A 25,726-nucleotide genomic window follows, 5' to 3' on the forward strand; every position below is an offset into this window, starting at 1 on the left:
CATTTTTTTTATTTAAAAATCTACACGAAGTCCAAGGTTATAAACAGATTGTACAGGATAACCCAGTCCGTTTCCACCCATTTCAGGATCCCAAAGTTTGAAAGAACTCCAAACTGCAAGGTTAGTTCCACTTAAATAGAAACGAGCTGCTTTAAGACCTAATTTATTTGTTAATGACTCACTCAAAGTATAACCGGCTTCAAGCGTTTTAAGTCTTAAAAAAGCTCCATCACGCATCCACCACGTTGAGGGTTGATTATTGTTTTCAACCATGTTGTCACTAAGTCTAGGCCAAAAGGCATAAGAATCTCGATCTGCCTCTGACCAATAATCGTCTGCAATAGCTTTAAGTAAGCCATTTTGATATCTATTTTCAATTACGAAAGGTGATATACGCACGGGATCAATAAAAAGAGAGGTTCCGGCGGCTCCTTGTAAGAATATGCTTAAATCGAATGATTTGTAACCAACTGTACCTCCAAAACCGTAAATAATTTTAGGAATTGTGGGATTACCAATAGGAACCTGGTCATTAACTGTGATTATACCATCTCCGTTTACATCGCGGTATTTAATGTCACCTGCAGTGTATTCGCCAAACTGTTGCGGCGAGTTTTCTACTTCATTCTGGTCTACAAACAGGCGTTCTGCTATATAACCGTACACCTGACTAACATTCTGACCTACCCTTGATCTGTAAGCCAAATTATCAGGATAACTTACTTCATCATATTGAAGTATCTCATTTGTTGAGTAAGTCATATTACCACGCAACTGGGCAAACCAGTATTTACCTATTTGCTTGTCATAATTTAAAGATAAGTCCATACCTCTACTTTCAACTTCTCCGAAATTGGTTTGTGGTATAGCTGTTAAACCCAGTACAGAACCTATGTTAGCACGTTCCTGAAGAATATTATCCCTGCGTTGTCTGAAAACATCAACAGTAAAGTTAAGAGACTTCCAAAGCTCAACATCCATACCTATGTTGATTTGCTCAGATTTTTCCCAACCAATATTTGGGTTGGCATATCTTGAAGTGAATACTCCCGGTCTGGAGTTTCCAAATTGTTCCCCAAATGTAGCCCCATAAACGGGATCGTTTAAGTTAACATTTGAAAGATAAAAGAATCGATCTCTTACATCACCTATCTGGTCATTACCCACCAGCCCGTAAGTTCCTCTAAGCTTTAAGTTTGTTACAACATCTTTAATTGGCTCCCAAAATTTTTCTTCTGAAATGCGATATGCAAGACCAAAAGAAGGGAAGAAACCATATCTGCTTCCATAAGCAAAACGCTCAGAACCGTTATAACCAAAATTTAGTTCGGCTAAATATTTGCCATCATAACCATACGTAAATCTACCTGAGAGACCGTGGTTTCGGTTGGCCAATGAGTTTTGAACGCTTCCCGCATTACCCTGCTCAAAACTGGAAAGCAGGTTAATCAACATTCCCGATACAGCATGCTTTTCATTAAACGTCCTGTCATAGCTTACAGCTGTTTCCAGGTAAATCCTTGAATCAAGATTTTTTGCACCCTCGCTATAATCTAAGAATTCAGTACCAGTTAAACCTATCGAAGTTGGTCCACCATCATTAAGTACATTTATAGTTAACTCTCCTGTCTCCGGGCTTATACGTGACTCATAGTAAAATGGATTATATGCTCTGGCCACCTGATAATAGCTGTATCTTCTCAAATAACCCATTGCACGGGCACTCAAACCTTCTGTAATAAAGTTCAGATCCTGCTTAATCTCAATTTGTGGTTGTATTGTTGAAGCTTTTGCAGTCTCATAACCCTTAACCATCTCGGCATATGGGTTGAGAAGCAATGTATTTTGACCTTGTCTTGCACGTGCACCTCCAAACAAAGGATGATCAATAAATGGTTTCAAATCTGAAGGATAAATTGCTGGAAAAGCAACAGGGTTAGACCAAACCGCAGCATTGAAAATATAGGCTCCCCCAGAAACCCTGCCGTAAGGAGCGTATCGATCAGGACCACCGATAGGCCCATTATAATCATCAAATTGCCCGTACAAACGCACAATACCCACTGTTGTCGATGTTAAATTTATATCGACATTGCTTCGTAATGAGTAATTTCTAAGTTTAATATTATTATTAAAATTATTGATACCCTCCACATTGAGCAATCCATTATCCACATTATAGGTTCCTGATATGTAATATCGGGCGTTCTCCCCTCCACCACTTGCACTTAAATTAATTCCCTGATTTACAGTGTAATCAGAAATTAATTTATCGATCCAGTTATTATTTGGATATAATAACGGATTATCTCCTGCTGCCGTGCGATTTATTTTATTTTGAGAATAAGGTAAGATTGCGTTAGGATTCCGAGTAAGAGCAGCTTCATTTGCGAGTTCCATATACGTGATGTTATCTGCAAAATTGAAGTTTCGGGTGTTTGAAGAAACACGGGTCTCCGATCTAAAATGAAACTTGGTTTTACCCTGTTTACCCATTTTAGTTCGAATTACAACCACACCATTCGCTCCGCGTGCACCATAAACAGCAGAAGCCGCCGCATCTTTAAGCACAGAGAATGAATCGATATCATCGGGTTGTAATCTCGCCATGTCTGTACTGGTTGATTCAATACCATCAATAAGTATAAGAGGATCACGTTTCCCGGAACCAAAAGTACCCAAACCTCTAATGAAGAAATCAGAGTTGTCTGCACCGGGCTCTCCACTTCTTTGAAAAGCAATCATACCCGCTACTCGACCCGCAAGCATAGTAGTAAGGTTACTGGTTGGCCCCTTCAGCTCTGCCGGGTTGATAGAAGTAATTGAACTTACCAGACTGCTTTTCTTTTGATTGGTGTTGAAACCAATAACCACGGTTTCCTCTAAAGATTCAAGGTTAGGTTCTAAACTGATATTTATTTCATTTTCTGAACCTACAACTACTTCTTGTGATTCAAAGCCTACAAATGAAAATACAAGTGTTGCTCCTTCAGGGACGCGTAATGAGTACTCCCCATCAAAGTTTGTACTGGTACCATTACGTGTGCCTTTTTCTACAACGGTCACTCCAATCATAGGCTGACCATCATCTTTTGCTTTAACTACACCAGAAACGATATTTTGTATAATAATATCTTTTGCTTCAATAGCATAAGTAGTGGTAAAAGATGCGCTCAGAATAAGCAGTAAAAGGCAAAGAAAATGTCTAATATTTCTGATAAAATATTTTTTCATAAGTTTAAGTTATTGTCTCGTGATGATTTATATTCCATAGCTACTTTTATTTGATTCTTAGGTTTTAAGAATAATTTTTCAATCATACATTTTTGAGTTTTGTTTAAAAATTGATTTTACGAAATCGATTAAGGGTTAGTTTGGTTATTTCTACATAATTCTTTGTTTAAAAGTTATTCAAAAATTCATCCTTGATATTCCACTGATTTATCCAATTAATCACGGGCTTTCCGTCAGAAATTTTAATTGGTAGCCAAACGTATCTTCCATCCTGATGATTTTTAGGATTCCAACGATCAGCCATAAAAATATGGGCATCCTTAAGGCCCTGCACCGATAAGACATAGGTGCTCTGGGAATTAAATGTTAGATTAGCCCCTTTACCCTTTGCCGGATTACCGAGACTCTCCCAGGGGCCCAACATTGACTTTGACCTAAACGATCTGGCAGCATTAGGATCCCAACCGGTAAGACCAGATGTAATCATATAATAATAATCGCCACTTTTAAATACAGCAGGAGCCTCATTTTGTCCGCCGGGTTGAACACGCACCCACGTGTCGGTAAAGTCTAAATAATCGTCTGTCAATAGCGCTATATGTAAAGTTTGATTCTCTTCTGAAGAGCGTATGTGATAGGCTTTCCCATCATCATCCACGAAAACAGTCATATCACGAGACATTTGTCCTCCTTCAAAATCCCTGCGCGTGTACAAACCATCTTCTAAAGCTTCTGACCATTCCTGTGTCCACCATTCATATTTAGACTCTTCGGAATTGAAGTTCTTCTGTTCTTCAGAAAAATTTTGCGGCCAAACCCCGGCATTTGGTCTGAACGACTTTATGTAGGTAAAGGGCCCCAGAGGTGAATCACCAATAGCTACTCCTGTCCTGGCTGCAGCGTAACCCTGATCTTTTAACTCCAGATGAAACCACAGTATATATTTATCAGTATTGCGATTATACACTACCTTAGGTCTTTCAATAACTGAACCTTTGGTTATTTCTGAGTTTGGATCATTACTTACTGCTAGTGCAACTCCACAATTTTCCCAATTGTACAAATCCTTCGATTTATAGACGCGCACGCCAACATTAGCGAGGCTATGACTATCTTTATGCTCACCGTACCAATAATAGGTACCGTCTTCATAGTAAAATCCTCCACCGTGGGCATTAATATGACTCCCATCGGTATCATTCCATATGCTACCAGGGCTAAATGAATTGTACTCTAGATTTTCCTGAGCAAAGACCAAAGTCGAAACCAAGCATACAGTAATTAAGAGAATTTTATTATTTGTCGCCATTCCTAAATAATTTTTTAATTTCACCAACATTAAAAGGATTTCTAAGGCTCTTTTAACATTTACACTACAATATTCCTGATTATCAATCCCATTGATGGGTAACTCATGATGAAATTATAGGGTACTCATCGCCCAAATTGGATGCTGAGCATCATTTTTTTTAAAAAGCAAACATTTTGGTTTAATTATTTGTTAAATAAAAAATTTAAACATGTTAATTCATAAAGAACAATTCATCTACTTATTTGTATTGTTGACAAGCCTGAATCTTCAGAGTCAACAAACAAAAAGACAAGATTTGAATGGAGACAGAAAATTGACCTTTTTCAATTTTGATGTAGAAAAGGGCTTATCTAATAACATCATCAAAACAATCGAAGAAGATGAGCTAGGTTTTATTTGGATTGGCACCTCTGAAGGAATTAATAGATATGATGGAAATCAATTTAAAGTCTATAAACAGGGAAGCACAGCTTTAACAGATAACTTTATTCAGCAAATAAAAAAATCGAGAGATGGTAACTTGTATATTGCCACAAATGGCGGGATAAATATTTTTAACCCAAGAAAAAATACATTTAATTCTTACCAATCAAAAAATAGCAGACTATCAAACAGCACCAATTCTATTGTAGAATTAAATAATGGTCATCTTATCGTCGGAGTATATGGGGAGGGGGTGCACGTATTGGATGACAATCAAAATGAATATGCATTTTTCAATAGTATTGATGAAAACCCCAACACATTATCTTCGAATAAGATTTCATGTATTTCAAAAGAAAATGACTCCATCATTTGGATTGGCACTTTTGACGGAGGATTAAATAGATTAGACCTTAGTACCAAAAAAATCAAAAGGATTCCCTATTCAACAAAGGATGAAGCTTATATAAACTCAGTATTATTTGATAAAGAAGGTAATTTATGGATAGGCTCAAACGATGGCCTTAAATCTGTTGCTAAAAATGGAGTCGAAAGGTCACTAAATTATTCATATAATAACCTAGGATTATCTAATGGAAGAGTAACGGCTATCGAAGAAGACGATCTTGGTCAATTGTGGATAGGTACATTTTTTGGAGGTTTAAATGTTATAAAGAAAACTGATTTTTTAAATAATAGTCCTGATTTTAAAGTAAAGTGGTATCTGCCCAAAGAAGACAATTCCAGCATTCCAAACCCGACGGTATTAGCTCTTAAAAAAGACAGTTCAGGTAATATCTGGATTGGGACTTCATCTGGTCTAAGTTTTGTAGATCCACGCGGTGAGGCTTTTTCATTTTTAAGCAATGACCTTCATGATTCTGATAAGATTATTCACAATCGAATAACGGGTATAGAAGAATTGCCTAATAAAAAGTTAATGCTTGCCACAGATGGTGCAGGAATTGATATTTATGACCCGTCTACAAGAAAATTTGAATACTCCGTTTTTTCTTCAAACAATAAACTATCAACTAACTATGTGAACACTCTTTTAAAAGATCACTCAAACAATATTTGGATTGGCACCTATCAAGGCGGCCTTTTTAAATACAATTACGATACCGGTGTATGGAACTCTTACTTACAAGGATCTGTTTCAGAAGGAAGTGATGTAAGGGTTATATTCGAAAGCTTTAATAATACGATTTGGGTAGGAACAAACAGAGGCGGTTTATATAAATATATTCCTGAGCAAGATAAATTTGAGTATATCGATATGTTTGGAAAGATCGATGTGCGTGGGATTTGTGAAAGTCAAAATGGTGTTTTATGGCTTGCAACCTGGGGTAATGGTATAGCCAGATATGATACTTCAAACAACACTTTCGTTTCCTATCACATGGCAAACTTAAAAAATCTTTATAGCAATGTAATATATAGTATTACAGCTCTCAGTCCGGATGAAGTTGTGGCTGGTACCTATGACTCCGGGATAGTTCGTTTTAAACATGGTGACACAATTGCCAAAAATATTACCGAAGATGAAGGCTTAAGCAATAATACCGTTACAAGTATATTGAAATGGAAATCAAAACACTTGTTTCTGGGTACTTCAAAAGGATTAAGTAAATACAATATTGAAACCAATAAAATTGAACAATTTACTTCTACAAAAATTTCACAGGCTACAGAGTTCAATATTGGTTCAATTCTAAAATCCAGCTGGGGAAATTTATATTTCGGGAGTAATAAAGGTTTACTGGAATTCAACCCATCGAGACTCAAAAATTCACCGGTCAAAGAAACTATTATTATAAAGGATCTTCTGGTTTATAATAAGTCCGTTGAAATATCAGATAATGAAGATGCGATTCTTGATAGCTCAATCTTATATAAAGATGAGATTACCATCCCTGTAGATAATACCGTTTTTTCGATCGATTTTTCCAGTCTTAGATATCCATTTTCTGAGTTAACAAACTATTCCTACATCCTTGAAGGTTTTAATGAGAATTGGATTGACTTGAAGAATTCAAATCGTATAAATTTCAGTAATATTCCACCTGGCGATTACACTTTAAAAATCAGGGGTACAGGTTCTTCAAATTCACAATTATACAAAGAGCTTAAGATTGTGATACCTCCTCCATTCTGGCGTACTAATTTCGCCTATGTCCTATACTGCATTTTATTTATGACCATGTTATGGATCGCCCATAAAATCTATTCAGAACGTATTCATCTTAAGAATTCACTCTATTTTGAAAAAAAGCATCGCAAACTTGAAAGTGAACTAAACGAAGAAAGAATTAAATTTTACAACAGCTATTCTCACGAACTAAAAACACCTTTAACATTAATTCTAGCACCTCTAGAGATTTTGTTAGAATCCAAGCCTGATAAAGAAATTAGGTCTCACTTAAAGATAATAAAGAAAAATGCCTATAAATTACAGCAATTCATAAACAAGCATCTCGAATATAGAAAAAGTGAAAAGGGTCTTAGCGAATTAGAGATTGGGAACTATAATCTGACTAAGAATTTAATAAATTGGTTAGCAAGTTACGATCCCATTTTGAAAAAAGAATGTATTGAGCTCTTTACAGAATTACCTCAAAAATCAATACATATCAATTGTGATTTAGAAAAGGTGCAGATAATATTTAACAATCTTATGTCTAATGCGATTAAGTTTAGTCCAAAATTTGGGAAAATTCAAGTAATACTGGAACAAAATGATAGTGCTGTACTTTTAAGAGTGGGAGACTCCGGAAAAGGAATTAATGCTCAGGACAAAGAACATATATTCGAATGGTACTATCAATCTGATAATAACATTAATAAGAAAGGTAACGGGATTGGTCTGGCTCTATCAAAACGTTTTGCAGAATTACATCAGGGGAATTTAACCGTCACCAGCACCGAAGGGCAGGGTAGCTTTTTCAATCTTTCAATTCCTACTAATTTGATTGTCAACAAATATCCAGAGGAAGAAGCACTTGATACAGTAAATACAAAAGTTATTGAAAATCAAAATAATATTGATTTCGAATTATTTAAAGATTTCGACGTTCAAGCTATCAACAGCAAACAAGATACTTCAAAAAAACTCGTCTTACTCATTGATGATAATTTAGATATATTGAATTTTTTAAATAAAGCTTTAAGTCAAGAATACAATATAATATGCGCACAAAACGGTGAGGAAGGTATAGATAAAGCAACAGAGAATATACCAGATTTAATCATTAGTGATATAATGATGCCTGTTAAAAATGGCATAGACCTCTGTCATCACCTCAAAAATAAAAAGGAGACTTCTCACATTCCTATTATTTTACTTTCAGCGAAGAGCAACTTTGAAATTATTGAAAAGGGATATACAGAAGGTGCAGATGATTATATATCCAAACCTTTTAATGTCAACTTATTAAAAGCTAGAATTTCCAATCTTATTGAAAGTAGATCTAAACTACTTAAACTATTTTCTGAGTCTGATTTTTCAGAAATTGATGAAGCTGACAACAATCTATTAGATGTTGAAAAGAAATTCCTTCTTGAATTCAACGAAATAATTCTTCAGAATATGCAGCAGGGAATTAGTACTGTCGAAATTGTATCCAAAGAGATAGGGATGAGCCGTTCTTCCCTTTACAGGAAAATAAAAGCATTAACAGATCAAAGTATAAATGAATATATAAGAAATATTAAAATTGAGCACGGAGCTCATCTCATTAAAAATGAAGGATATAGTGTTTCACAAGCAGCTTATGAAGTAGGTTTTGGAAGTACTAAATATTTCAGAAAAATATTCAAGGAAAAATATGGGAAATCGCCTTCTACCATCAAGCCTAGTCAGAAAATTTAAGGGGGTAAATGTCCCCTGCAGAGTATCTTGATCGTCTATTGATACTAAAAAAGGCTATTAAATTAAACTGGTTAGCAAGCGGATAAATTGGGATAAAAAATTCCAGCCTTACCTCTATAATAGTTTTATAAAGTAAAAATAACATTAGGTTACTTTTCTTAAAATCCAAAGATGAATTTTTAACCAGTCTTTTTTTAAACACTTATGAATATTCAGAAACTTGTGCTGAATTTACAAGTTTCTGAAGTGAGTAGCCCTTATTTCAGAGCCAAATAAGAAGCGAGCGCGTGGAAATTTAAGTAACCAGAGCAGTCAGTTATACCGGTAGCCTGAAAAAGATACCTGCAATATCACGATTTGCGCCTGCTTGAAGAGCTCTACGACGCAATGAAAAATCGTATAAGTTTTGTACAGAAAAACTACATCTATCAATTAAAAAAAGACTTAAAAGGTAAAACAAATCACTATAAATAACTGCTATTGCACCTTAGGAGCGAAATAATTGTACCAAAAATTGATTTGTAATGCTCTTACAGGTTTTGAATAAAGTCCAGGAATACCATCCTCAATATGATCTTTTACAAGAGATTAGTCCTGTTTAACGCAAAGGATTGAAAAATCCTTTATGTTAATGTCTGATTGACTACTGCTTAACCTATATTTGTGGTATCCCTATACAAATAAAAATGTCAGAAAAATTAAAAGCACTCGCAGATTACGAGCTATACCTTATTAGTGCTTTAGCTCACGGAGCCAAAGTTTCAGATTTACCTGCTATTCTTGGCTATTTTGGATTTAGTGCCCACTCGATGGGAAGTATTGAGAAAAAGCTGAAAGCAATGCGCAAAAGCCAAGGCTGCGCAACAAACATGCAACTGGTTTATGTGTTACGAAAACAGATAATCCATGTTGACATAGCAAAAGCGCTGAGTTAAGGCGGCATTCAAATTTATTTTACTACTTCATATCTGTACCGGAAATCCTGCGTACACTTTTCTGTATGGGAAGTATTTACTGGATAACTGGTTTTGTAGATCCCAATTGCTTTAAGACTGATTTTAAATCTGCTTAAGCCTATTGGAATCGCAGGTTTCTAGTGTGTTTATTAAACTGCTCTACCCAAAATTTATTCTTCACCCTTGGAGGTTTTTAGGGTATTGTATACCACTAAAACCAAAGCAATAACGGCAATTACCACGGCACTCAGAAATATCAGGGTTTGATTAGATTTCAAATCAAAACCGGCCAAATCAAAATTAAAAACAGTGAGAAGCATCGCCACTATAATTAATATAAGTATCAGATTTCTAATCATAGTTCAGGATTTAGGCAGTTTCATATTTTCAATTCGTATCAAAATTCATTTTGAAAGTTGGTCAGGTGTTGCTATGGTTCTAAAGCCGGTATGATCTGAAGAGGAATCCAGAGTTTGTCCCATTCGGGCAGAGATACGATAACTGGCGCAATACGATTTGTCGCATAAAAATGAGCCTCCTTTTATAACCTTTTCCTGTTGGTAGGGATTTTCTGGATTATAAGATTGGGCGGGACCTTGTGGATTGAGCGTTTCATTACCGGCCAGACTCTCGTAATAATTTACAGAAAACCAGTCCTGAGTAAGTTCCCATACATTTCCGGCCATATCGTAAATTCCCAGTGAGTTGGGTTCAAACGAAGCTACAGGAGCCACATACGAGAAGCCATCTTCTGCGAGATTGGTATTGGGGAAATTTCCCTGCCAGGTATTGGCTTTTTGAGTCAGTTGAGACTCATCGTCGCCCCAGGTATAGACCCCGCCGTGCATTTTTCCGTGGGCTGCAGCCTCCCATTGAGCTTCGGTAGGCAGTTTGCGATTGGCCCACTCGCAATAGGCCAGAGCATCTTCACAAGCGATATGAACCACGGGGTAATTATCCTTTCCTTCAATGGTAGAATCCGGTCCCTGAGGATGTCGCCAGTTCGCTCCCGTTTTCCATTCCCACCATTGCGCATAATTTCTTAAATCGGTAATGTCTTCCGCTTTGCGGTTAAAAATGAGTGATCTGGGTTGCAAAATGCTATCTGCGGGCTTTGGTGTTCCCGGCGGTAAATCCTTTTTCATTTCTTCCCAATCTATAGGACGTTCTGCTACGGTTACGTAACCGGTTTCGGCAGTAAACTTCCTGAATTGAGCATTGGTTACTTCGGTCTTATCTATAAAAAAACCATCTACAGCAACCGGATGTGCCGGTTGCTCACGAGGCAGGGCTAAGGCATCCCCTGCATCGGCTCCCTGCGTAAACCGAATACCCGAAACCCAAACCATGCCTTCGGGAGTGGGTATTGAATCGGGCTGCTCCACAACTAGCTCATGCCCCACTTTCTGTGGAGTTTCTGAAATTTCTTCTGAGGTGTTAGCCTCTTTACGCTCATTCTTGCACGAAAAACATACCAGAATAACACAGATTAAAACGCTTTGAACAAGTCTGTTTTTATTGAAAAGCATAGTATGCATTAGGATTTTAGGTATTTAAAAAATAGGATGTGTTGCACACCCAGGATAAAAACAATGCAAGAATTTACAGGCGAAATGTACAAATGACAAATCTAGTCAAAAAGGTTTTTTGCTGTACGCACTATGTTCAACAAGATATAAGTCCTTAATTTACTTCTGTTTTAAATGAAAACACGCCGTGAGCATTTTATACAGCTCAGGATGCTGAACCCGCATTCGGTTTGGTTGCTCAAAAAAATACTCAGAAGCCACGGCAAAAAATTCAGCTTCATTAGTGCCACCATAACTTCGTATATCAGACTGATCGGCGTTAATTTCTTCCATCTCTTTGTGAATGCGTTTTAACCAGGGCACAACATAGCTATGTTCTATTAAACGCTCGGGAATTCCATCTGTAACCCCATCAACCTTATCTATAAGATGTACAAACTCGTGAATTCCCGTATTTTGCATATCGCGTTTGCGGTCAAAACCCTCGTGCAGGGCTTTTCGGGATAAAATCATCTGATGTTCAAAGCGACCTGTCCCAATCATACCGGCTATAAAACGCTCTTTATGATCGGCGTCAAAATCCAAATCTTCATTAAAATGATCGGGATAAATTAACACGGTGCTTAGATTGGTATAATGCCATTCACTAAATGCAAATACCGGTATAACGGCACTGGCAGCAACCAAAACGGTATCCAGCTCATCCGGCTCAAAATCAACACCTTCAATATAGGTTTCACTCAAAAAAGTCATCACGCGTTGTTGAAAACGCTTTTGTTCGGTCTCAGACAGTTGTTTATAAAAATGTACATGTTCAAGTAGAAGTTGATGCCAATTTGCAGGAAAAGCTTCTTTTTTTCGGGATCGTGTGCGGGTAAAAGCGTAAATCACGAAAACAATTAAAACAAGAGCGATAGGTAATGCCAGACTCATAGGTGGAAATCAAAAAGAAACAAGTTTAGTGATAAATTTTACTAAATCCTGATTTTGATATTGTCTTTTCGGCTTTCAGAAAAGTAAATAAATGATCATAAAGCTTTTTTTGACTGAATTAACCCACACATTGAGAAAATAATTTCTTTAAAATCGGGTTTTTGACTGTAATTTTAAGAATTCAGTACCTAAGTTTAATATCGCCGCAAATGAAATCTATTCGGTTTATAAATCAAATTCTGGTAAACTTTTGTCTTTTGCTAGTTGGCTTGAATCCCTTGATTGCCCAGAACAATTCCACTCAAAAACCGAACATACTGCTGTTATGCATAGACGATTTAAGGCCTGAACTCAATAGTTTTGGTAAAGATTATATACACAGTCCCCATATAGATAATCTGGCCAAAGACGGTGTGATGTTCACCCGGCATTATGTAAACGCTCCCAGTTGCGGTCCGTCAAGGTATACGCTCCTCACAGGTAAATACGGACCTTCAACAAATGACGCTTTGTTTAAACGGGCTGCTCAACTAAAGGATGAAAATCCCGAGGTCTCCAGTATGCCCGGCTTTTTTAAAAGCCAGGGTTACACTACTATTGCAATAGGTAAGGTCTCCCATCATCCCGGCGGTTTGGGAGGACCGGACTGGAACGATCCTGCTCAGGTAGAAATGCCCGGGGCCTGGAGCCGGCAATTGGTTCCCACAGGAGAATGGCAGCATCCCCGAGGGATTATGCACGGACTTGCACATGGTGAAATACGTGAAAAGGCTTCAGAAATGGACGTTTACCAGTCTGCCACAGGAAATGATAGTATTTATCCCGATGGTCTTATCGCTTCAGAAGCGGTTACTCAACTGAAAAACCTTAAAAATCAAAAGGAACCCTTTTTTATGGCGGTAGGACTTTTGAAACCCCATTTGCCTTTTGGTGCTCCAAAAAAATACTACGATTTATACGCAGATGCCAACCTGCCTCATGTGAAAAATCCACAGAAACCGGAAGGCAGAACAACCTGGCACGAGTCCAGCGAATTTAGGCAATACAATCTTTGGGGAAAAGATCCTGTGACAGACCCAAGCTTTGCAACCGAAGTACGTAAACATTACGCCGCATGTGTAAGTTATGCAGATGCCCAGGTTGGCAAAATTCTGGAAGCGCTCAAAGAATCTGGTCTTGACCAGAACACCATAGTTGTGCTTTGGGGAGATCACGGCTGGCATTTAGGCGAACATGGTGTTTGGGGAAAACATACGCTTTTTGAAGAGGCTTTGCATTCCCCACTAATTGTAAAATATCCGGGTGTTCTAGCAGCCGGGATCAAAACGGAAGCCCTTGTCGAAAGTATTGACCTCTTCCCTACCCTGTGCCAACTCACTAATCTGAGCATTCCTCAATTTGCTCAGGGTCATTCTTTTTATTCCGTCTTAAGTAAACCGAAGAAAAAAGGTCATCCTGCGATTGCCTATTTCAACGGAAATCTAAGCCTGCGCACAGAGGAATATCGCCTTATCATTCACAAAGATGGTTTAAAAGAATTGTACGCTATGAATTCACCTGAAGAAGAATCTAAAAATAGAGCTGCTGATAAGCCCGAAACCGTTGAAAAAATGACCGGTATGATCAAAAAGCGAATGAAAGATCTAAATCCTGATTACTAATTATTTAGCTCAAGACCTTTATACCGAATAATTGTTCTTTAGAGTTTAAAGTAAAACGATGAATCAGCCCACAAAAACCGATGAGCGCATAGCCAATATGTCTTTTGCATCGGTATACCCGCACTATTTGACCAAAGTAGAAAAAAAGGGAAGAACCCGTGAAGATCTGCATGCTGTGATTAGCTGGCTGACGGGATATGATGAGGCGGCAATAAGCCATCACATCAACCAAAAGTCTAATTTCCGAATGTTTTTTGATCAGGCGAGTTTGAACCCAAATACTCATTTAATTACCGGTGTCATTTGCGGCTACCGCGTAGAATCTATTGAAAACCCATTAAGTCAAAAGGTGCGTTATCTGGATAAACTCGTTGATGAACTGGCCAAAGGCAAAGTCCTTGAAAAAATTATGCGGAAGCCTTAGACTCTGACCTTAAATCTCCGTTTTAGAAATCAGAGCGTATTTTTAGATAGATTAACAAATTTCCTGAGCCTTCCTGAAATAAATAAAATAGGTTTGCCAGGCAGTTTTATCTTCAGGATTTATGGCAAATACTCCGGAAAAATCGGCTATTAAAGCAATCTATTTCAGCATTATAGGTAACACATTACTTGCTGCGATAAAATTTCTTTCGGGTATTTTTGGCAACTCCTATGCGCTTATCGCAGACGGTATTGAATCTACAGCAGATATCTTTTCTTCTTTTTTTGTGCTGATTGGGTTTAAATATGCCCAGCGCCCACCTGACGAAAATCATCCTTACGGTCACTCCCGCATTGAACCCCTGATCACTTTTCTGGTGGTGGCGTTTCTGGTTACTTCGGCAACCGTAATCGCCTACGAGAGTATTGAAAACATCAGAACACCTCATAAAGTGCCGGAAGCCTGGACGCTTATTGTCCTGGCGGTTATTATCATCTGGAAAGAAGCTTCCTATCGCTATGTAATCCGCAAGAGTAAAGAGACCAACAGTTCGTCGCTTCGCGCAGATGCCTGGCATCATCGCAGCGACGCGGTTACTTCGGTTACTGCATTTATTGGTATTTCGATCGCGCTGGTATTTGGGAAAGGATTTGAGACAGCAGATGACTGGGCTGCTTTATTCGCTTCGGCTTTTATCCTGTACAATGCCTATCTGATTTTCAGGCCTGCTTTAGGTGAAATTATGGACGAACACCGCTATGACGACGTGGTTGAAAACATACGTGAGGTCGCACTTACCGTCAAAGGGATTAAAGGAACCGAAAAGTGTTTTGTGCGCAAAGCGGGTATGAAGTATCTGGTGGAGCTGCACGCTATTGTTGACGGTACAATCAGCGTAGACAGCGGGCACGTTTTGGCTCATAAACTCCAGGATAAATTACAGGAAGAACTCCCCGAAATTTCTCATATCACCATTCACATAGAACCCGCCTGTGAGAAACCGCACACTAAAAACCTTCGGTAGTCAGATTATTTTAAATTTTTTTCGACTTAGTAGTTGAGCTTAAATACCTGACACCAAATAAGCTGCGACCTCTTGTCCTTCCTTAAACTAAACTGTCTTATTAATTTCTATTTAGAATTCATCTAAATAATTTGGATTGAATAAGCGTAGATGATACATTTGCCAAATTTATTATCTATAACAAGTCTAAATAAAAACTGATGAAATTTTTCTTTCCAACCTTAATGCTCTTTCTAAGCAGTTGGTGCTATTCTCAAAATATCACCTTACAGGGCTCTGTTACCGATAACACAGGTAAAGAACTATCTGGTGTGAATGTATTTCTTAAAAACACCACAACCGGAACTCAAACCCAAACTGATGGGACTTTTAGCATCCCAAACCTTAAAGCTGCAGATTACACACTGGTACTGTCTTATCTGGGGTATCGTACCAAAGAACTCAACATCAGGATTACTGATGCGCAATCGGGTAATCTGGGCAGCATCGTTTTATATGAAGGAAACGAAATCCTCAATGAAGTGGTGATTGACGGTGAGCGCCGCAATAAGTTTTCGCGAAGAGAAACCGCTTATGTTGCCAAACTACCGCTCAAAGACCTTGAAAACACGCAGGTTTACAGCACTATAACCAACGAGTTACTGCAATCTCAGGTAGTGACTAATTTTGACGATGCACTTAAAAATGCAACGGGCGTCGAACAATTATGGACTTCTACCGGAAGAGGTGGTGATGGCGCAGGTTACTATTCGCTGCGCGGGTTTTCGGTGCAGCCACAGCTTGTTAATGGCCTTCCTGGTCTTACTAATGGAACCATTAATCCTGCAAATATCGAACGCATCGAGGTTCTTAAAGGCCCTTCTGCAACGCTGTTTGGAAACGCGGTAAGCTCGTATGGCGGCCTCATCAATGTGGTGACCAAAAAACCTTACGCAGGCACCGGCGGGGAACTATCCTTCACCTCCGGCTCATACGGATTCAATCAGGTAGTGGGAGATTTCAACACCGCTTTAAGCGAAAAGGATCAAATCTATTTTAGACTGAATACTGCTTATACCACTTCTCAAAGCTTTCAGGATGCCGGCTTTAGAAAATCCTTCTTTGTGGCTCCTTCCCTTTCATACCGGGTAAATAACCGCTTGTCGTTTTCATTTTATGGTGAAATCACGCAGGCTGAACAAACCAATCCTACCTTTTTATTCTTAAACCGAAGCGCTCCTTCCAGAGCCGCAAATCTGGAAGAGTTGGGCTACAACAACAAGCTCTCCTTTACCAGTAATGATTTATCGCTCAAAAATCCTACTCAGAACTACCGTCTTGAAATGGACTACAAATTGTCTGATGCTTGGCAGTCGCAGACCTTATTGTCAAAAAGTAATACATCAACTAATGGGTATTACTCGTACCTTTTTGATTATGGTCGCTTAGAAGGAACAACGTTTTCCAGACAGATCAATAAGCAGAATGCAAATACCCAAACCACCGATATTCAACAGAATTTTAATGGGGATTTCAAACTGGGCAGCATTCGCAATAGGGTACTTTTGGGTATAGACTACTTTAATGAAACCCAAACCGACAACAGCACCGGTTACGCATTTTTTGGGAACGTAAAAGCCAATGGCGAGACCAGTGGTGACAACCCCTTTACCCCTGAAGTCGAAACTACGGCCTATCCACTTTCTACAGCAGCTGTTGATGCTGCGCTGGCAAATGCCGGGGTAAACAACATAAAATCTACCTACCACATATATAGTCTTTATGCTTCTGATGTAATTAATTTTACAGACCGGTTATCTGCAATGGTAGGTTTACGCCTCGATCATTTTGATAATGAAGGTAACCTAAACGTTGCTGACGATGATTACAATCAAACTACCTTTTCGCCCAAGGCAGGAATCGTGTATCAGCCTATCAAAGACCAGCTTTCTGTTTTTGCTAATTACCAAAATGGTTTTACCAATGTGGCCCCGCAGCTGGTAGGTGATCCCGCAGAAGGACAGCAAACGTTAAAAGTCTTTGATCCTGAGCAGGCGAACCAGATTGAATTTGGTGTCAAAACCAATCTTTTTAATAATCGCCTGAATGCCACGCTGAGCTATTATGATATCACGGTAAAAGACCGGGTAATAACCGATCCTGAATCCCCTTTTAACCGAATTCAGGGGGGTGAAGTTAACAGCAAAGGCTTTGAAGTAGAAATTAATGCCAACCCTGTTAAAGGTTTAAATATCAGAGGTGGATACAGCTTTAACGACAGTAAGATCATAAAATCTGATACTGAAAATCTTGTAAACCTAAGACCTTTAGAAGCCGGTCCTGAGACACTTTATAATTTTTGGGCTAATTATGAATTTCAGCAAGGTAAACTCGACGGTTTTGGTCTGGGATTTGGGTTTAACGGAGCCAGTGAACGTCCTACCATTATCTACGGTCCTTCTACCGAATTTGTGCTACCTGCCTACACCGTTGCCAATGCATCAGTCTTTTACCAGGCCAATAAATACCGCATCGCATTAAAACTGAATAATGCTTTTAATGAAGAGTATTATAAAGGATGGACGACTATTAATCCACAACAACCCAGAGCGCTTCTGGCCAATGTTTCCTATACTTTTTAAATTCTCAGACGAGGCAGTCTAAAAAGCAAGGTAATGTCATATTGAGCTTGTCGAAATAGTTTCAACTTACTGATTATCAAGATCGGTTTCGACAGGCTCAACCTGACAACTCAAGCTACTAAGACTTATTAGACAGTCTCGTTTTAAAATTTCTATACATGACGTTTAAAAAATTTATTTTTCAGCTTCATAAAATACTCGGCCTCGTCACGGGTATTGTCGTTTTTATTGTAGCGGTAACGGGTTGTTGCTGGGTTTTTAGAGATGAGGTAGAAAGTCTGTACGACGATTACAAGACCGTAGCACCACAAGACCGGGCAATGATTACTCCTACAATGGTTAAGACCGAAGCTTCGGCTATTTTTCCGGAAAATACCATTCACGGTGTTGTGTACGGTAAAGCCGACGAGGCAATTGAGGTCATTTTTTACGATGGAGAACCTGAATTTTATCAGAGTATTTTTCTCAATCCCTATTCGGGCGAAGTCATTAAAATTAACGATCACCTAAGCGGTTTTTTTGCTTTCATCCTTAAAGGACATATGCGGCTTTGGTTTCCAAAAGGAATTGGGGAACACGTGGTAAGTACTTCCATTTTACTCTTTATACTCATCATCATATCGGGTTTTATTCTTTGGTTACCCAAAAAACGTAAAAACCTCAGGCAGCGCTTAAAGTTTGACTGGAAGAAAACCACCCGCTGGAAACGCAAAAATTTTGACCTGCACACCGTTGTGGGCTTTTACATTTGCACCTTTGCATTGGTACTCGCCTTTACCGGATGCGTAGTATCCTACAACTGGCTTAAATATGTGGTATATAAAACGGCCGGCGGCGATAAGGTGGCAGCTTTTATCATTCCGGAAAATCAGGAGCCCAACCGGGTTTCTGAAAACACCTTTGCTCCTATTGACACCCTGATGGTAAAACTCAAACGGGAGTCGCCTGAAGCTACAGCTTACGAATTGCATTATCCCAATACGCCGGACGAAAGCATCTACGTTGAAATCACAAACAGCAAGGGTGTATATTACAATAACGATTACCGGTTTTTTGACCAAAACACATTGGAAGAACTGGAAACACCCGGTGTATACGGTAAGTATGAAGATGCCGAATTTGCCGAAAAACTGCTTCGTATGAATTATGACATTCACGTGGGAGCCATAGGTGGTATCGCCGGAAAGATCATCGCGTTTCTGGCCAGTTTGATCACGGCCAGTCTTCCGGTTACCGGGGTATTATTGTGGTACGGCCGCAAGTATAAAAAGAAGCGTAACTAAACTGGTTAAGATCTTCAACAAAGTAGATTATTCTATTAATTTTCAAAGATTTAACCAGAAGTACTTGCCTTACTACTTTCATTCAAGAAGTGCAAAGCCTATTAATTTTAAAGGTATTTTTTTCTAAAATCTAATGGGGTACTTCCGGTTTTTGATTTAAAATATCTGGAAAAATAGGCATAATCAGCAAAGCCCAGATTTTCGGCAATGCCGGCCAGCGAGTCTGTGGAATGTACAATTAAACGTTTGGCTTCCAGAATTACCCGTTCTGAAATGAGCTGATTGGTCGTTTTATTTAAGGTCTCGTTTACCACCCGATTGAGGTGTTTGGTAGTAATGCTGAGCAGGTTTGCATAAAATTTAGGCAACTTCTCCTGTTCAAAATACGCATCGATATGATGCTCCAACTGTCCGAGAATTTTTAAATACGTGGGATTTGAATAATTGGCAAGATCAATTGTTGAAGTATAGTTTCGGGTAAGTCTGATGTATATTTCATTAATGTTGTTAAGGAGTTTCAATTCCCGTAAAGGTTCTGCATTGCCATACTCTTCATAAAGATTTTGAAACAGGTTTGAAAACGGTTCCAAGTCGGGAGCGATATCAAGCACGGGCGCATTTTGATACGAATAGTAAAAAGGGAAAATCTGCAGCCGGTGCGTCACATAATGCATCTCATAAAACTCCCTCGAATGAAAAAAGATAAATCCTTCAGGACTGTGATCAAACTTCCAGGAATGGGTTTGACCCGGCTTTAAAAAAAAGACTTTTCCCGGAGAAATGGTATAGCTGTTAAAGTCTATTTCGTGAGTTCCGGAACCTTCCGTAAATAACACACACAGATAAAAGTTATGACTGTGCGGATGACTTATGAGGTTTTTGTTTGCCCTCAAATGAGCTGAAAACCTGTTTACATAGAATTTATCCAGCAGGTCTGAGGTTTTAAATTCCTCTATATTTAACACCGGTGTTTTCATAGCGATGTCTTAAAAGTACAAAAACTGGCGTCAATAAGTTATGGTTCACCCTGCAAAGTAACTTTAACTTTGTGCCAGCAAATTCTAGAAAACATGAGTAAAGTTGTTGGTATTCTAAAAGGTAAATGTCCTAATTGTAAAAAGGGCGATGTGTTTGAAACCAAAGGGAATATATTCTTACTGCGTATGCCTAAAATGAATGAACGCTGTAAAACCTGTAATCTTAAATTTGAAAAAGAAACGGGATTTTTCTTTGGGGCGATGTTTGTAAGCTATGCCCTTGCCGTAGCTGAAATGATTGCCAGCCTGATTCTTTTCTGGCTTTTGATGGATCTTTCACCTTTAATCGTATTTGTAATCATTACGGTCATCGCATTCATCACCAGCACCTTTAATTTCAGGCTTTCAAGAACAATCTGGATTTACCTGTTCAATTAACGCCAATTGCATTTTTGGAGGGCTGCTCGGTTAGTTTATGAAACGCCAGATGCTGTGATTTGCAATGAACTAATAAGTCTTTTAGCTGATGAACAGGAGTGCTTGTCTCTGCTAAAAAGTTTCAAACAAAAAAGCCTGTAAATTTTAAAACTTACAGGCTTTCGAATTGTAAAATGCAACGGGTTTACTTCCTAGGCATTTATAAGATCGTGTAATTCTTTTGCGGCAGCAGCGGGATCTTCGGCACTGTAGATGGCTCCACCTGCAACAGCCACAACAGCTCCTGAGTTTTTAACCGCACCAATGTTATCTTTATTTACCCCTCCGGCTATTGAAACCGGCACTCCTGCTTTTTTAGCTTCATCAATAAGCACCTGAATGGAATAACCTTCCAGAGCCTGTTCATCAAGACCGGCGTGTAACTCCACAAATGAAACCCCAAGTTTGGTAACTTCTTTAGCACGTTTTACGCGGTCTTTCACCCCTATGGTATCTACAACTACTCCTCTGCCATGTTCTTTAGCCGCTTTTACAGCGCCTTCGATGGTAGCATCGTCTACAGATCCTAAAATGGTAACGTAATCAGCACCTGCATCAAAAGCCAGTCCTGCTTCGAGCTCTCCGGTATCTGCCGTTTTAAAATCGGCAAAAACTTCTTTATCAGGAAAAGCGTCTTTCATCGCCCGTATTACGGCAACACCTTCGCTCTTTATAAGTGGGGTACCCAATTCTATAATGTCAACATAAGGTGCAACTTTTTTTGCCAAAGCAAGTGCATCTTCAGTTTTTAATAAATCAATTGCTACTTGTAACTTAATCATAATTTTCTGTTTTTAATTTTTAGTTTATTCTAAGTTGGAATGACGCTTGTATAAGGTCTCGGCACTACTGCCGTCCAGTTTCCAAAGACTTTGTATTAAAGCATCAAAAACCAGCAGAAGCCCCTGTTCAAAAAGACTGCCTGCGTATTGTTCTGAAATGCTGTTGTTGTGTTCCTGCTTTTCTGCTGCAGGTATAATAACCCTATAGGTGCTTAACTCTGCTAATTCTGAATTGCTATCTGTGGTAAAACAGGCTACTTCGGCACCCAGATCAAGAGCTTTGGTTGCAGCTCTTATGACCGTGGCCGTTGTTCCCGAACCTGAACCGGCTATAAGCAGATCTCCTTTTTTAATTGCCGGGGTGGTCGTCTCTCCCACGACATAAGCCTCAAAACCCAAATGCATCAACCGCATAGCAGCTGCCTGCATCATAAGACCACTGCGTCCCATTCCGATTAAAAAAATAGAATTGGCGCTAGTTATAGGTTTAACCAAAGCCTGTAATTCCTGTGCATCAACCCGTTCCTGAAGGGCTATATGTTCCTTTAAAATTGCGCTTAAGGCCTCCCGGGTAGCATTTGTTATTTCGGTTTTACTATCCTCCATTTTTGTTTGCTTTGTTATTTTACAAAGGTACTGGCAAGCATGGTGTAGCAGTGTTAGTATGTGCTAGATGTCTGGTACAATTTGCCAGTAAAGCCTAATCTTTTGTTAATTTGGAAGTGATTTGTGGTACTATATGGAAATTACATTCTCTTTGCGAACTCTGGAGCTTCGTAAGCTGCTCGTAAACTGATCTGTATGTTAAGCGATACCCCTATTTTTATGCGTGATCTGGCAAACTGTCCTCCTGCTTACCTGGAAGACCCGGCTAGAAAAGAATTTTTCGAGATTGTATGGTTAAGAAATGAAGAGGCCCTTCATACGCCGAAACACGATTTTCAGCGCTTACGCGGCGATTGGATCTACTTAATACCACCCTACCGCGTACATCAACTCAACAAGGCCGGTAAGAATGGGGTGCTTATTTCTTTTAAGCAGGAATTGCTCGAAGACGATCTTAAGGAGTTTTTACTGGATGTTTTTAGAATTTTCAATATTCAGGGTGAATTTTCGTGTCTTCAGATCACCCCCGAGAGTCAAAAGGGCCTGAATGCTGTTTATGAGTTAATGCACGAAGCTTATGAAGAGGCCGATGGAAACCTCATTATGATTAAAGCCCTACTGAAAGTTTTTTTATTGAAATTAATTCAATTAAAAGAGCAGCATTTTACTATGCAGGACCTCAATGAAAAACGTATTTATGAGTTTATGATGCTTATTGAGGTAAATTTTTATGAGCAGCGTAAAGCGGCCTTTTATGCTCAAAAACTTGATATCAGTTCAAAACGCCTCAATCAAATTTTAAAGGAAAAATTAGGTAAAACGGCGGTACAACTCATACACGACCGTATCATTCTCGAAGCCAAGCGTATGATCATTCACAGTGAAATAACGCTAAAAGAAATCGCGTATCAGCTTCAGTTTAAAGATCCCTCCTATTTCAGCCGTTTTTTTAAAAGTCACGAAGAACAGACGCCTCTAGAATTTCAGGAAAAGGTAAAAAAACATGTACGCATAAATCACAATACCCTGTATTCCTGATATTAAATAACCGAACTGAAAAAACTCTAAAATTCAGCCTTTTTAAAACCGATTTTACTAAGATCTTGTATCTATCCAAGGGATGGTGTAGAAATGACTGATGTAAAATCTTATTTTGATAGGCCAATGGTCGATTTAGGGATTAAAAATAACCGAACTGTATGAACAAATAAGGGTACGGACTAAGTCTGCTTTTAGTTAATTAGTTTTCAATGTATTCTCCGTTTAAGTAACTAAACGTTTCCAGCAATTTACCCTCGCTGTTGTATAACTTCATTGTTCCCGTACCATTTTTTAAAGTGCCCGTGTCTAGCTTATTCCCCTGCTCATCAAAACAAGACAGAATACTTATAAGTTTACCATTCTCCCATATACGCTCTGTAAATAGATTTCCGTTTGGATGGTACCATGTCCAGATTCCCTGACGCTTTCCATTTACGAGTGACCCTCTACCTTCTTTATTTCCATTTGGATGAAAAAAATTCCATTCACCTATCTGAAAACCATTAGAAAATTCTCCTGATTGCCTTAACTGACCGTTCTCGTGAAAAATTTTCCATTTACCCTCTTCTTTACCATTTACATACGCACCTATCTGAAATAGTTTACCGTTTTCGTAAAAGAGTTTCCACTTTCCAGTTCGCTCTCCGTTTACTATTGTCCCCTTAGCCTTTAGCACACCACTGTCATAATACTCCTTAGTCGTGCTGCAGGATAGAGTAATAATAAAAAAGAAGAATAAAAGATTCTTAGTCACTGCTACGGTTTGATATCACAATCGTGTATTACGGTAAAATAACTCAATTTTAAGGCTCAATTATTCCTTTTTTTGCGTTTCCTTCTCCAAAGAACATACAAAACAAGGAGAACAACAGGCAGGATCACAAAGACGATCAGGTCAAAGGGATCTTTCAGGTTTACGGGAAGATTATCATCGGGGTTTTGAGTGCCCGGAGGTAATTGCAGGATTGCGAAAAGGAAGTTACTAATCATCACGTTAAATTAAAATTTATAAGTACAAACCCCTATTAACGAAAGCACAAATTTAGAGGCAGTATCAGATGTGTATTTTATAAGCTAAAAATACCGGCTTACAACCAGGGCTTCTATAGATCAGTTTAGCTTGCCTCTAAACGATTTTTACAGACTTAAACCCAAACCTATCTGATTTCGCTTCAAAAATTGTTTGGTTTAAAAGGCCTTCAAGGAATATGAATTTCCTAATACGAAACGAAGCTTTAGAAAAAAATTCTAGTGCATTATTTAAGATACTGAATCAAAAAGGCTATCATTAAACTAACCGCAAGTCCCACATTTACTCTACCAAAATCTTTAGCTATAATGATGTAGGTGTATTTGATATTCCTTTTATTTAAAATGTAGGTTATAGCCAATTCTCTTCCTGCCAAAATCCCTACAAAAACCCAGGTCGTGCTCATGGGTATCGAGTTTAAATTCCCGAAAACAAACAGGAATACTCCATAAATGATATCGATTATTGTAGCCGATCTTATGTTTTTTGTATTTGATTTCTGATTGACTATTTCCTGTATTTTACCCCCTCTTTTTCTAAAAATATAGGCCATTATTAAAACAATACACCCCAGGGATAGTAACAGATGCTCCGGGCTTAGCTTTCTGGGCAGAAAAACATAGATATTGGCAAAATCCTGTATAAGCCATTGTGACCATAAAAATCCGGTGCTAAACCACTGTGCGATTAGCCAGTAGTTTTTCCTTTTATGTTTTTCCAGCTTATCAAGTGAACCTTTGGATTCGAAGGTTCGGGAAATGACAATATAAATAACCACCGCAAAAACAAAAGCAATAGCATAGCCATAAACCGATTTTAAAATCATTTTTTCAATGATAACGCCTGTCGAAAAAATACTTAAAATCATAAAGGTGGTGCTCACCGGGATTCCAAAACGGGTTATAACCAATAGCGCTATTGGAGCAAGCAGATACCACCATTTCATCGATTCCGGTAAGGGGATATTGGCTAACCTTCCGTAGGAAACATCTCCTTCATTTATATACCAGCCGTAACATAGGGTTACCGCCAATATGCTTGTGGCAAAAAGACAAAGCAACCACCATTTCACTTTATGATTGGAAGCTATAAAAGTGCCCAGGGTCTGTATAACATCATTGGCTATAACAGAATAAGCAGAAAGAATAAAACCCAGATAACCTATGATTAGCTCCACAGTTGAAAAATAAAATCGCGCAAATGTACAGGAAAATGGAGTAGAAAAATGAACGCTTTTAGCAATCTGTCATCAATTATTTAGCACGTAAAAAATTCTTCATTTTACTTATTTTTTGTGCTTTCTAATGTATATAATCTCGGGATTCGATCTATAATGAGAAAAAGCTCTTCGTGTATTGAGCATTAGTTAGCTCAAGTTGATTTTATCCTAACTTAAAGAAAGTTAAACGAATAGGACTTCCTTACTCATCATCAAAAAATACCTGCCCAATCTCACAGAGCACGGGATTAAGAGATAAATCCCCTTTGGGATGCCGCTTAGGACTTTAATTCTTAGTAGTTTTGGACTATCTTTTAAAGTGA

20 protein-coding genes are annotated in these 25,726 nt (G+C 38.5%); 9 read left to right on the forward strand and 11 right to left on the reverse strand.

What is annotated here, in order from left to right; translation table 11 throughout:
* Nucleotides 1–12 precede the first annotated feature (12 nt).
* Both ACSSS3_RS17455 and ACSSS3_RS17460 read right to left on the reverse strand, forming a co-directional pair.
* Nucleotides 13–3,234, reverse strand: a complete 3,222-nt coding sequence (locus ACSSS3_RS17455) for a SusC/RagA family TonB-linked outer membrane protein (protein WP_442845699.1) — start codon at nt 3,232–3,234, stop codon at nt 13–15.
* A gap of 166 nt (nt 3,235–3,400) precedes the next feature.
* Nucleotides 3,401–4,504: a glycoside hydrolase family 43 protein gene (locus ACSSS3_RS17460; RefSeq protein ID WP_442845700.1), complete on the reverse strand. Its 1,104-nt coding sequence runs from the start codon at nt 4,502–4,504 to the stop codon at nt 3,401–3,403.
* 250 nt (nt 4,505–4,754) lie between these two features.
* Between ACSSS3_RS17460 and ACSSS3_RS17465 the strand changes: the two genes are divergently transcribed.
* On the forward strand, nt 4,755–8,840 hold the full coding sequence (locus tag ACSSS3_RS17465; RefSeq protein WP_442845701.1) for a hybrid sensor histidine kinase/response regulator transcription factor: 4,086 nt from the start codon (nt 4,755–4,757) through the stop codon (nt 8,838–8,840).
* A gap of 686 nt (nt 8,841–9,526) precedes the next feature.
* Nucleotides 9,527–9,775, forward strand: coding sequence for a hypothetical protein (locus tag ACSSS3_RS17470; RefSeq protein WP_442845702.1), 249 nt, complete (start codon nt 9,527–9,529; stop codon nt 9,773–9,775).
* 191 nt (nt 9,776–9,966) lie between these two features.
* On the opposite strand, the gene ACSSS3_RS17475 is transcribed toward ACSSS3_RS17470, so the two are convergent.
* The 3 genes from ACSSS3_RS17475 to ACSSS3_RS17485 all read right to left on the reverse strand — a co-directional run bounded on the left by ACSSS3_RS17475 (nt 9,967) and on the right by ACSSS3_RS17485 (nt 12,258).
* On the reverse strand, nt 9,967–10,155 hold the full coding sequence (locus ACSSS3_RS17475) for a hypothetical protein (RefSeq protein ID WP_442845703.1): 189 nt from the start codon (nt 10,153–10,155) through the stop codon (nt 9,967–9,969).
* A 45-nt stretch (nt 10,156–10,200) separates the two neighbouring features.
* Entirely contained in the window at nt 10,201–11,325 is a 1,125-nt protein-coding gene (locus ACSSS3_RS17480) for a formylglycine-generating enzyme family protein (RefSeq protein WP_442845704.1), read from the reverse strand.
* A 159-nt stretch (nt 11,326–11,484) separates the two neighbouring features.
* Entirely contained in the window at nt 11,485–12,258 is a 774-nt protein-coding gene (locus ACSSS3_RS17485; protein ID WP_442845705.1) for a zinc-dependent peptidase, read from the reverse strand.
* A gap of 257 nt (nt 12,259–12,515) precedes the next feature.
* Between ACSSS3_RS17485 and ACSSS3_RS17490 the strand changes: the two genes are divergently transcribed.
* The 5 genes from ACSSS3_RS17490 (at nt 12,516) to ACSSS3_RS17510 (ending at nt 19,271) form a co-directional block, all read left to right on the forward strand.
* Nucleotides 12,516–13,919 carry a sulfatase gene (locus tag ACSSS3_RS17490; RefSeq protein ID WP_442845706.1) on the forward strand — a complete coding sequence of 468 codons (1,404 nt, stop codon included), beginning with the start codon at nt 12,516–12,518 and terminating at the stop codon, nt 13,917–13,919.
* A gap of 58 nt (nt 13,920–13,977) precedes the next feature.
* Entirely contained in the window at nt 13,978–14,343 is a 366-nt protein-coding gene (locus tag ACSSS3_RS17495) for a DUF2200 domain-containing protein (RefSeq protein WP_442845707.1), read from the forward strand.
* 121 nt (nt 14,344–14,464) lie between these two features.
* Nucleotides 14,465–15,367, forward strand: coding sequence for a cation diffusion facilitator family transporter (locus ACSSS3_RS17500; protein ID WP_442845708.1), 903 nt, complete (start codon nt 14,465–14,467; stop codon nt 15,365–15,367).
* Nucleotides 15,368–15,567: 200 nt separating this feature from the next.
* Entirely contained in the window at nt 15,568–17,988 is a 2,421-nt protein-coding gene (locus tag ACSSS3_RS17505; RefSeq protein WP_442845709.1) for a TonB-dependent siderophore receptor, read from the forward strand.
* Nucleotides 17,989–18,146: 158 nt separating this feature from the next.
* Nucleotides 18,147–19,271, forward strand: a complete 1,125-nt coding sequence (locus ACSSS3_RS17510) for a PepSY-associated TM helix domain-containing protein (protein ID WP_442845710.1) — start codon at nt 18,147–18,149, stop codon at nt 19,269–19,271.
* A 107-nt stretch (nt 19,272–19,378) separates the two neighbouring features.
* On the opposite strand, the gene ACSSS3_RS17515 is transcribed toward ACSSS3_RS17510, so the two are convergent.
* The gene (locus ACSSS3_RS17515; RefSeq protein ID WP_442845711.1) at nt 19,379–20,248 is read right to left on the reverse strand and encodes a helix-turn-helix domain-containing protein; all 870 of its coding nucleotides are present in this window, start codon (nt 20,246–20,248) and stop codon (nt 19,379–19,381) included.
* 93 nt (nt 20,249–20,341) lie between these two features.
* Here ACSSS3_RS17515 and ACSSS3_RS17520 point away from each other — a divergent pair, with 93 nt between their 5' ends.
* Nucleotides 20,342–20,686: a DUF983 domain-containing protein gene (locus ACSSS3_RS17520; protein ID WP_442845712.1), complete on the forward strand. Its 345-nt coding sequence runs from the start codon at nt 20,342–20,344 to the stop codon at nt 20,684–20,686.
* A 191-nt stretch (nt 20,687–20,877) separates the two neighbouring features.
* On the opposite strand, the gene hxlA is transcribed toward ACSSS3_RS17520, so the two are convergent.
* Both hxlA and hxlB read right to left on the reverse strand, forming a co-directional pair.
* Nucleotides 20,878–21,507, reverse strand: a complete 630-nt coding sequence (hxlA, locus tag ACSSS3_RS17525) for a 3-hexulose-6-phosphate synthase (protein ID WP_442845713.1) — start codon at nt 21,505–21,507, stop codon at nt 20,878–20,880.
* A gap of 24 nt (nt 21,508–21,531) precedes the next feature.
* A complete protein-coding gene (gene hxlB, locus ACSSS3_RS17530; RefSeq protein ID WP_442845714.1) occupies nt 21,532–22,113 on the reverse strand; it encodes a 6-phospho-3-hexuloisomerase in 582 nt (193 codons plus the stop codon).
* Nucleotides 22,114–22,308: 195 nt separating this feature from the next.
* Here hxlB and ACSSS3_RS17535 point away from each other — a divergent pair, with 195 nt between their 5' ends.
* Nucleotides 22,309–23,151 carry a helix-turn-helix domain-containing protein gene (locus ACSSS3_RS17535; protein ID WP_442845715.1) on the forward strand — a complete coding sequence of 281 codons (843 nt, stop codon included), beginning with the start codon at nt 22,309–22,311 and terminating at the stop codon, nt 23,149–23,151.
* 202 nt (nt 23,152–23,353) lie between these two features.
* On the opposite strand, the gene ACSSS3_RS17540 is transcribed toward ACSSS3_RS17535, so the two are convergent.
* The 3 genes from ACSSS3_RS17540 to ACSSS3_RS17550 form a co-directional block, all read right to left on the reverse strand.
* Nucleotides 23,354–23,908 carry a toxin-antitoxin system YwqK family antitoxin gene (locus ACSSS3_RS17540; RefSeq protein ID WP_442845716.1) on the reverse strand — a complete coding sequence of 185 codons (555 nt, stop codon included), beginning with the start codon at nt 23,906–23,908 and terminating at the stop codon, nt 23,354–23,356.
* Nucleotides 23,909–23,964: 56 nt separating this feature from the next.
* Nucleotides 23,965–24,144, reverse strand: coding sequence for an adenylosuccinate synthetase (locus ACSSS3_RS17545; RefSeq protein WP_442845717.1), 180 nt, complete (start codon nt 24,142–24,144; stop codon nt 23,965–23,967).
* Nucleotides 24,145–24,410: 266 nt separating this feature from the next.
* Nucleotides 24,411–25,361 carry a hypothetical protein gene (locus tag ACSSS3_RS17550; RefSeq protein ID WP_228230155.1) on the reverse strand — a complete coding sequence of 317 codons (951 nt, stop codon included), beginning with the start codon at nt 25,359–25,361 and terminating at the stop codon, nt 24,411–24,413.
* Between the last annotated feature and the right edge of the window lie 365 nt (nt 25,362–25,726).

Source organism: Leeuwenhoekiella sp. H156, assembly GCF_052218455.1.
Classification (GTDB): Bacteria; Bacteroidota; Bacteroidia; order Flavobacteriales; family Flavobacteriaceae; genus Leeuwenhoekiella; species Leeuwenhoekiella parthenopeia.

What these genes read in the sequence shown, in the direction of transcription:
- ACSSS3_RS17480 (WP_442845704.1), bottom strand. Translation starts at nt 11,325, where the DNA reads ATGCTTTTCAATAAAAACAGACTTGTTCAAAGCGTTTTAATCTGTGTT.
- hxlB (WP_442845714.1), bottom strand. Translation starts at nt 22,113, where the DNA reads ATGGAGGATAGTAAAACCGAAATAACAAATGCTACCCGGGAGGCCTTA.
- ACSSS3_RS17475 (WP_442845703.1), bottom strand. Translation starts at nt 10,155, where the DNA reads ATGATTAGAAATCTGATACTTATATTAATTATAGTGGCGATGCTTCTC.
- ACSSS3_RS17545 (WP_442845717.1), bottom strand. Translation starts at nt 24,144, where the DNA reads ATGATTAGTAACTTCCTTTTCGCAATCCTGCAATTACCTCCGGGCACT.
- ACSSS3_RS17535 (WP_442845715.1), top strand. Translation starts at nt 22,309, where the DNA reads ATGTTAAGCGATACCCCTATTTTTATGCGTGATCTGGCAAACTGTCCT.
- ACSSS3_RS17500 (WP_442845708.1), top strand. Translation starts at nt 14,465, where the DNA reads ATGGCAAATACTCCGGAAAAATCGGCTATTAAAGCAATCTATTTCAGC.
- ACSSS3_RS17520 (WP_442845712.1), top strand. Translation starts at nt 20,342, where the DNA reads ATGAGTAAAGTTGTTGGTATTCTAAAAGGTAAATGTCCTAATTGTAAA.
- ACSSS3_RS17515 (WP_442845711.1), bottom strand. Translation starts at nt 20,248, where the DNA reads ATGAAAACACCGGTGTTAAATATAGAGGAATTTAAAACCTCAGACCTG.
- ACSSS3_RS17510 (WP_442845710.1), top strand. Translation starts at nt 18,147, where the DNA reads ATGACGTTTAAAAAATTTATTTTTCAGCTTCATAAAATACTCGGCCTC.
- ACSSS3_RS17495 (WP_442845707.1), top strand. Translation starts at nt 13,978, where the DNA reads ATGAATCAGCCCACAAAAACCGATGAGCGCATAGCCAATATGTCTTTT.
- ACSSS3_RS17505 (WP_442845709.1), top strand. Translation starts at nt 15,568, where the DNA reads ATGAAATTTTTCTTTCCAACCTTAATGCTCTTTCTAAGCAGTTGGTGC.
- hxlA (WP_442845713.1), bottom strand. Translation starts at nt 21,507, where the DNA reads ATGATTAAGTTACAAGTAGCAATTGATTTATTAAAAACTGAAGATGCA.
- ACSSS3_RS17470 (WP_442845702.1), top strand. Translation starts at nt 9,527, where the DNA reads ATGTCAGAAAAATTAAAAGCACTCGCAGATTACGAGCTATACCTTATT.
- ACSSS3_RS17465 (WP_442845701.1), top strand. Translation starts at nt 4,755, where the DNA reads ATGTTAATTCATAAAGAACAATTCATCTACTTATTTGTATTGTTGACA.
- ACSSS3_RS17455 (WP_442845699.1), bottom strand. Translation starts at nt 3,234, where the DNA reads ATGAAAAAATATTTTATCAGAAATATTAGACATTTTCTTTGCCTTTTA.
- ACSSS3_RS17485 (WP_442845705.1), bottom strand. Translation starts at nt 12,258, where the DNA reads ATGAGTCTGGCATTACCTATCGCTCTTGTTTTAATTGTTTTCGTGATT.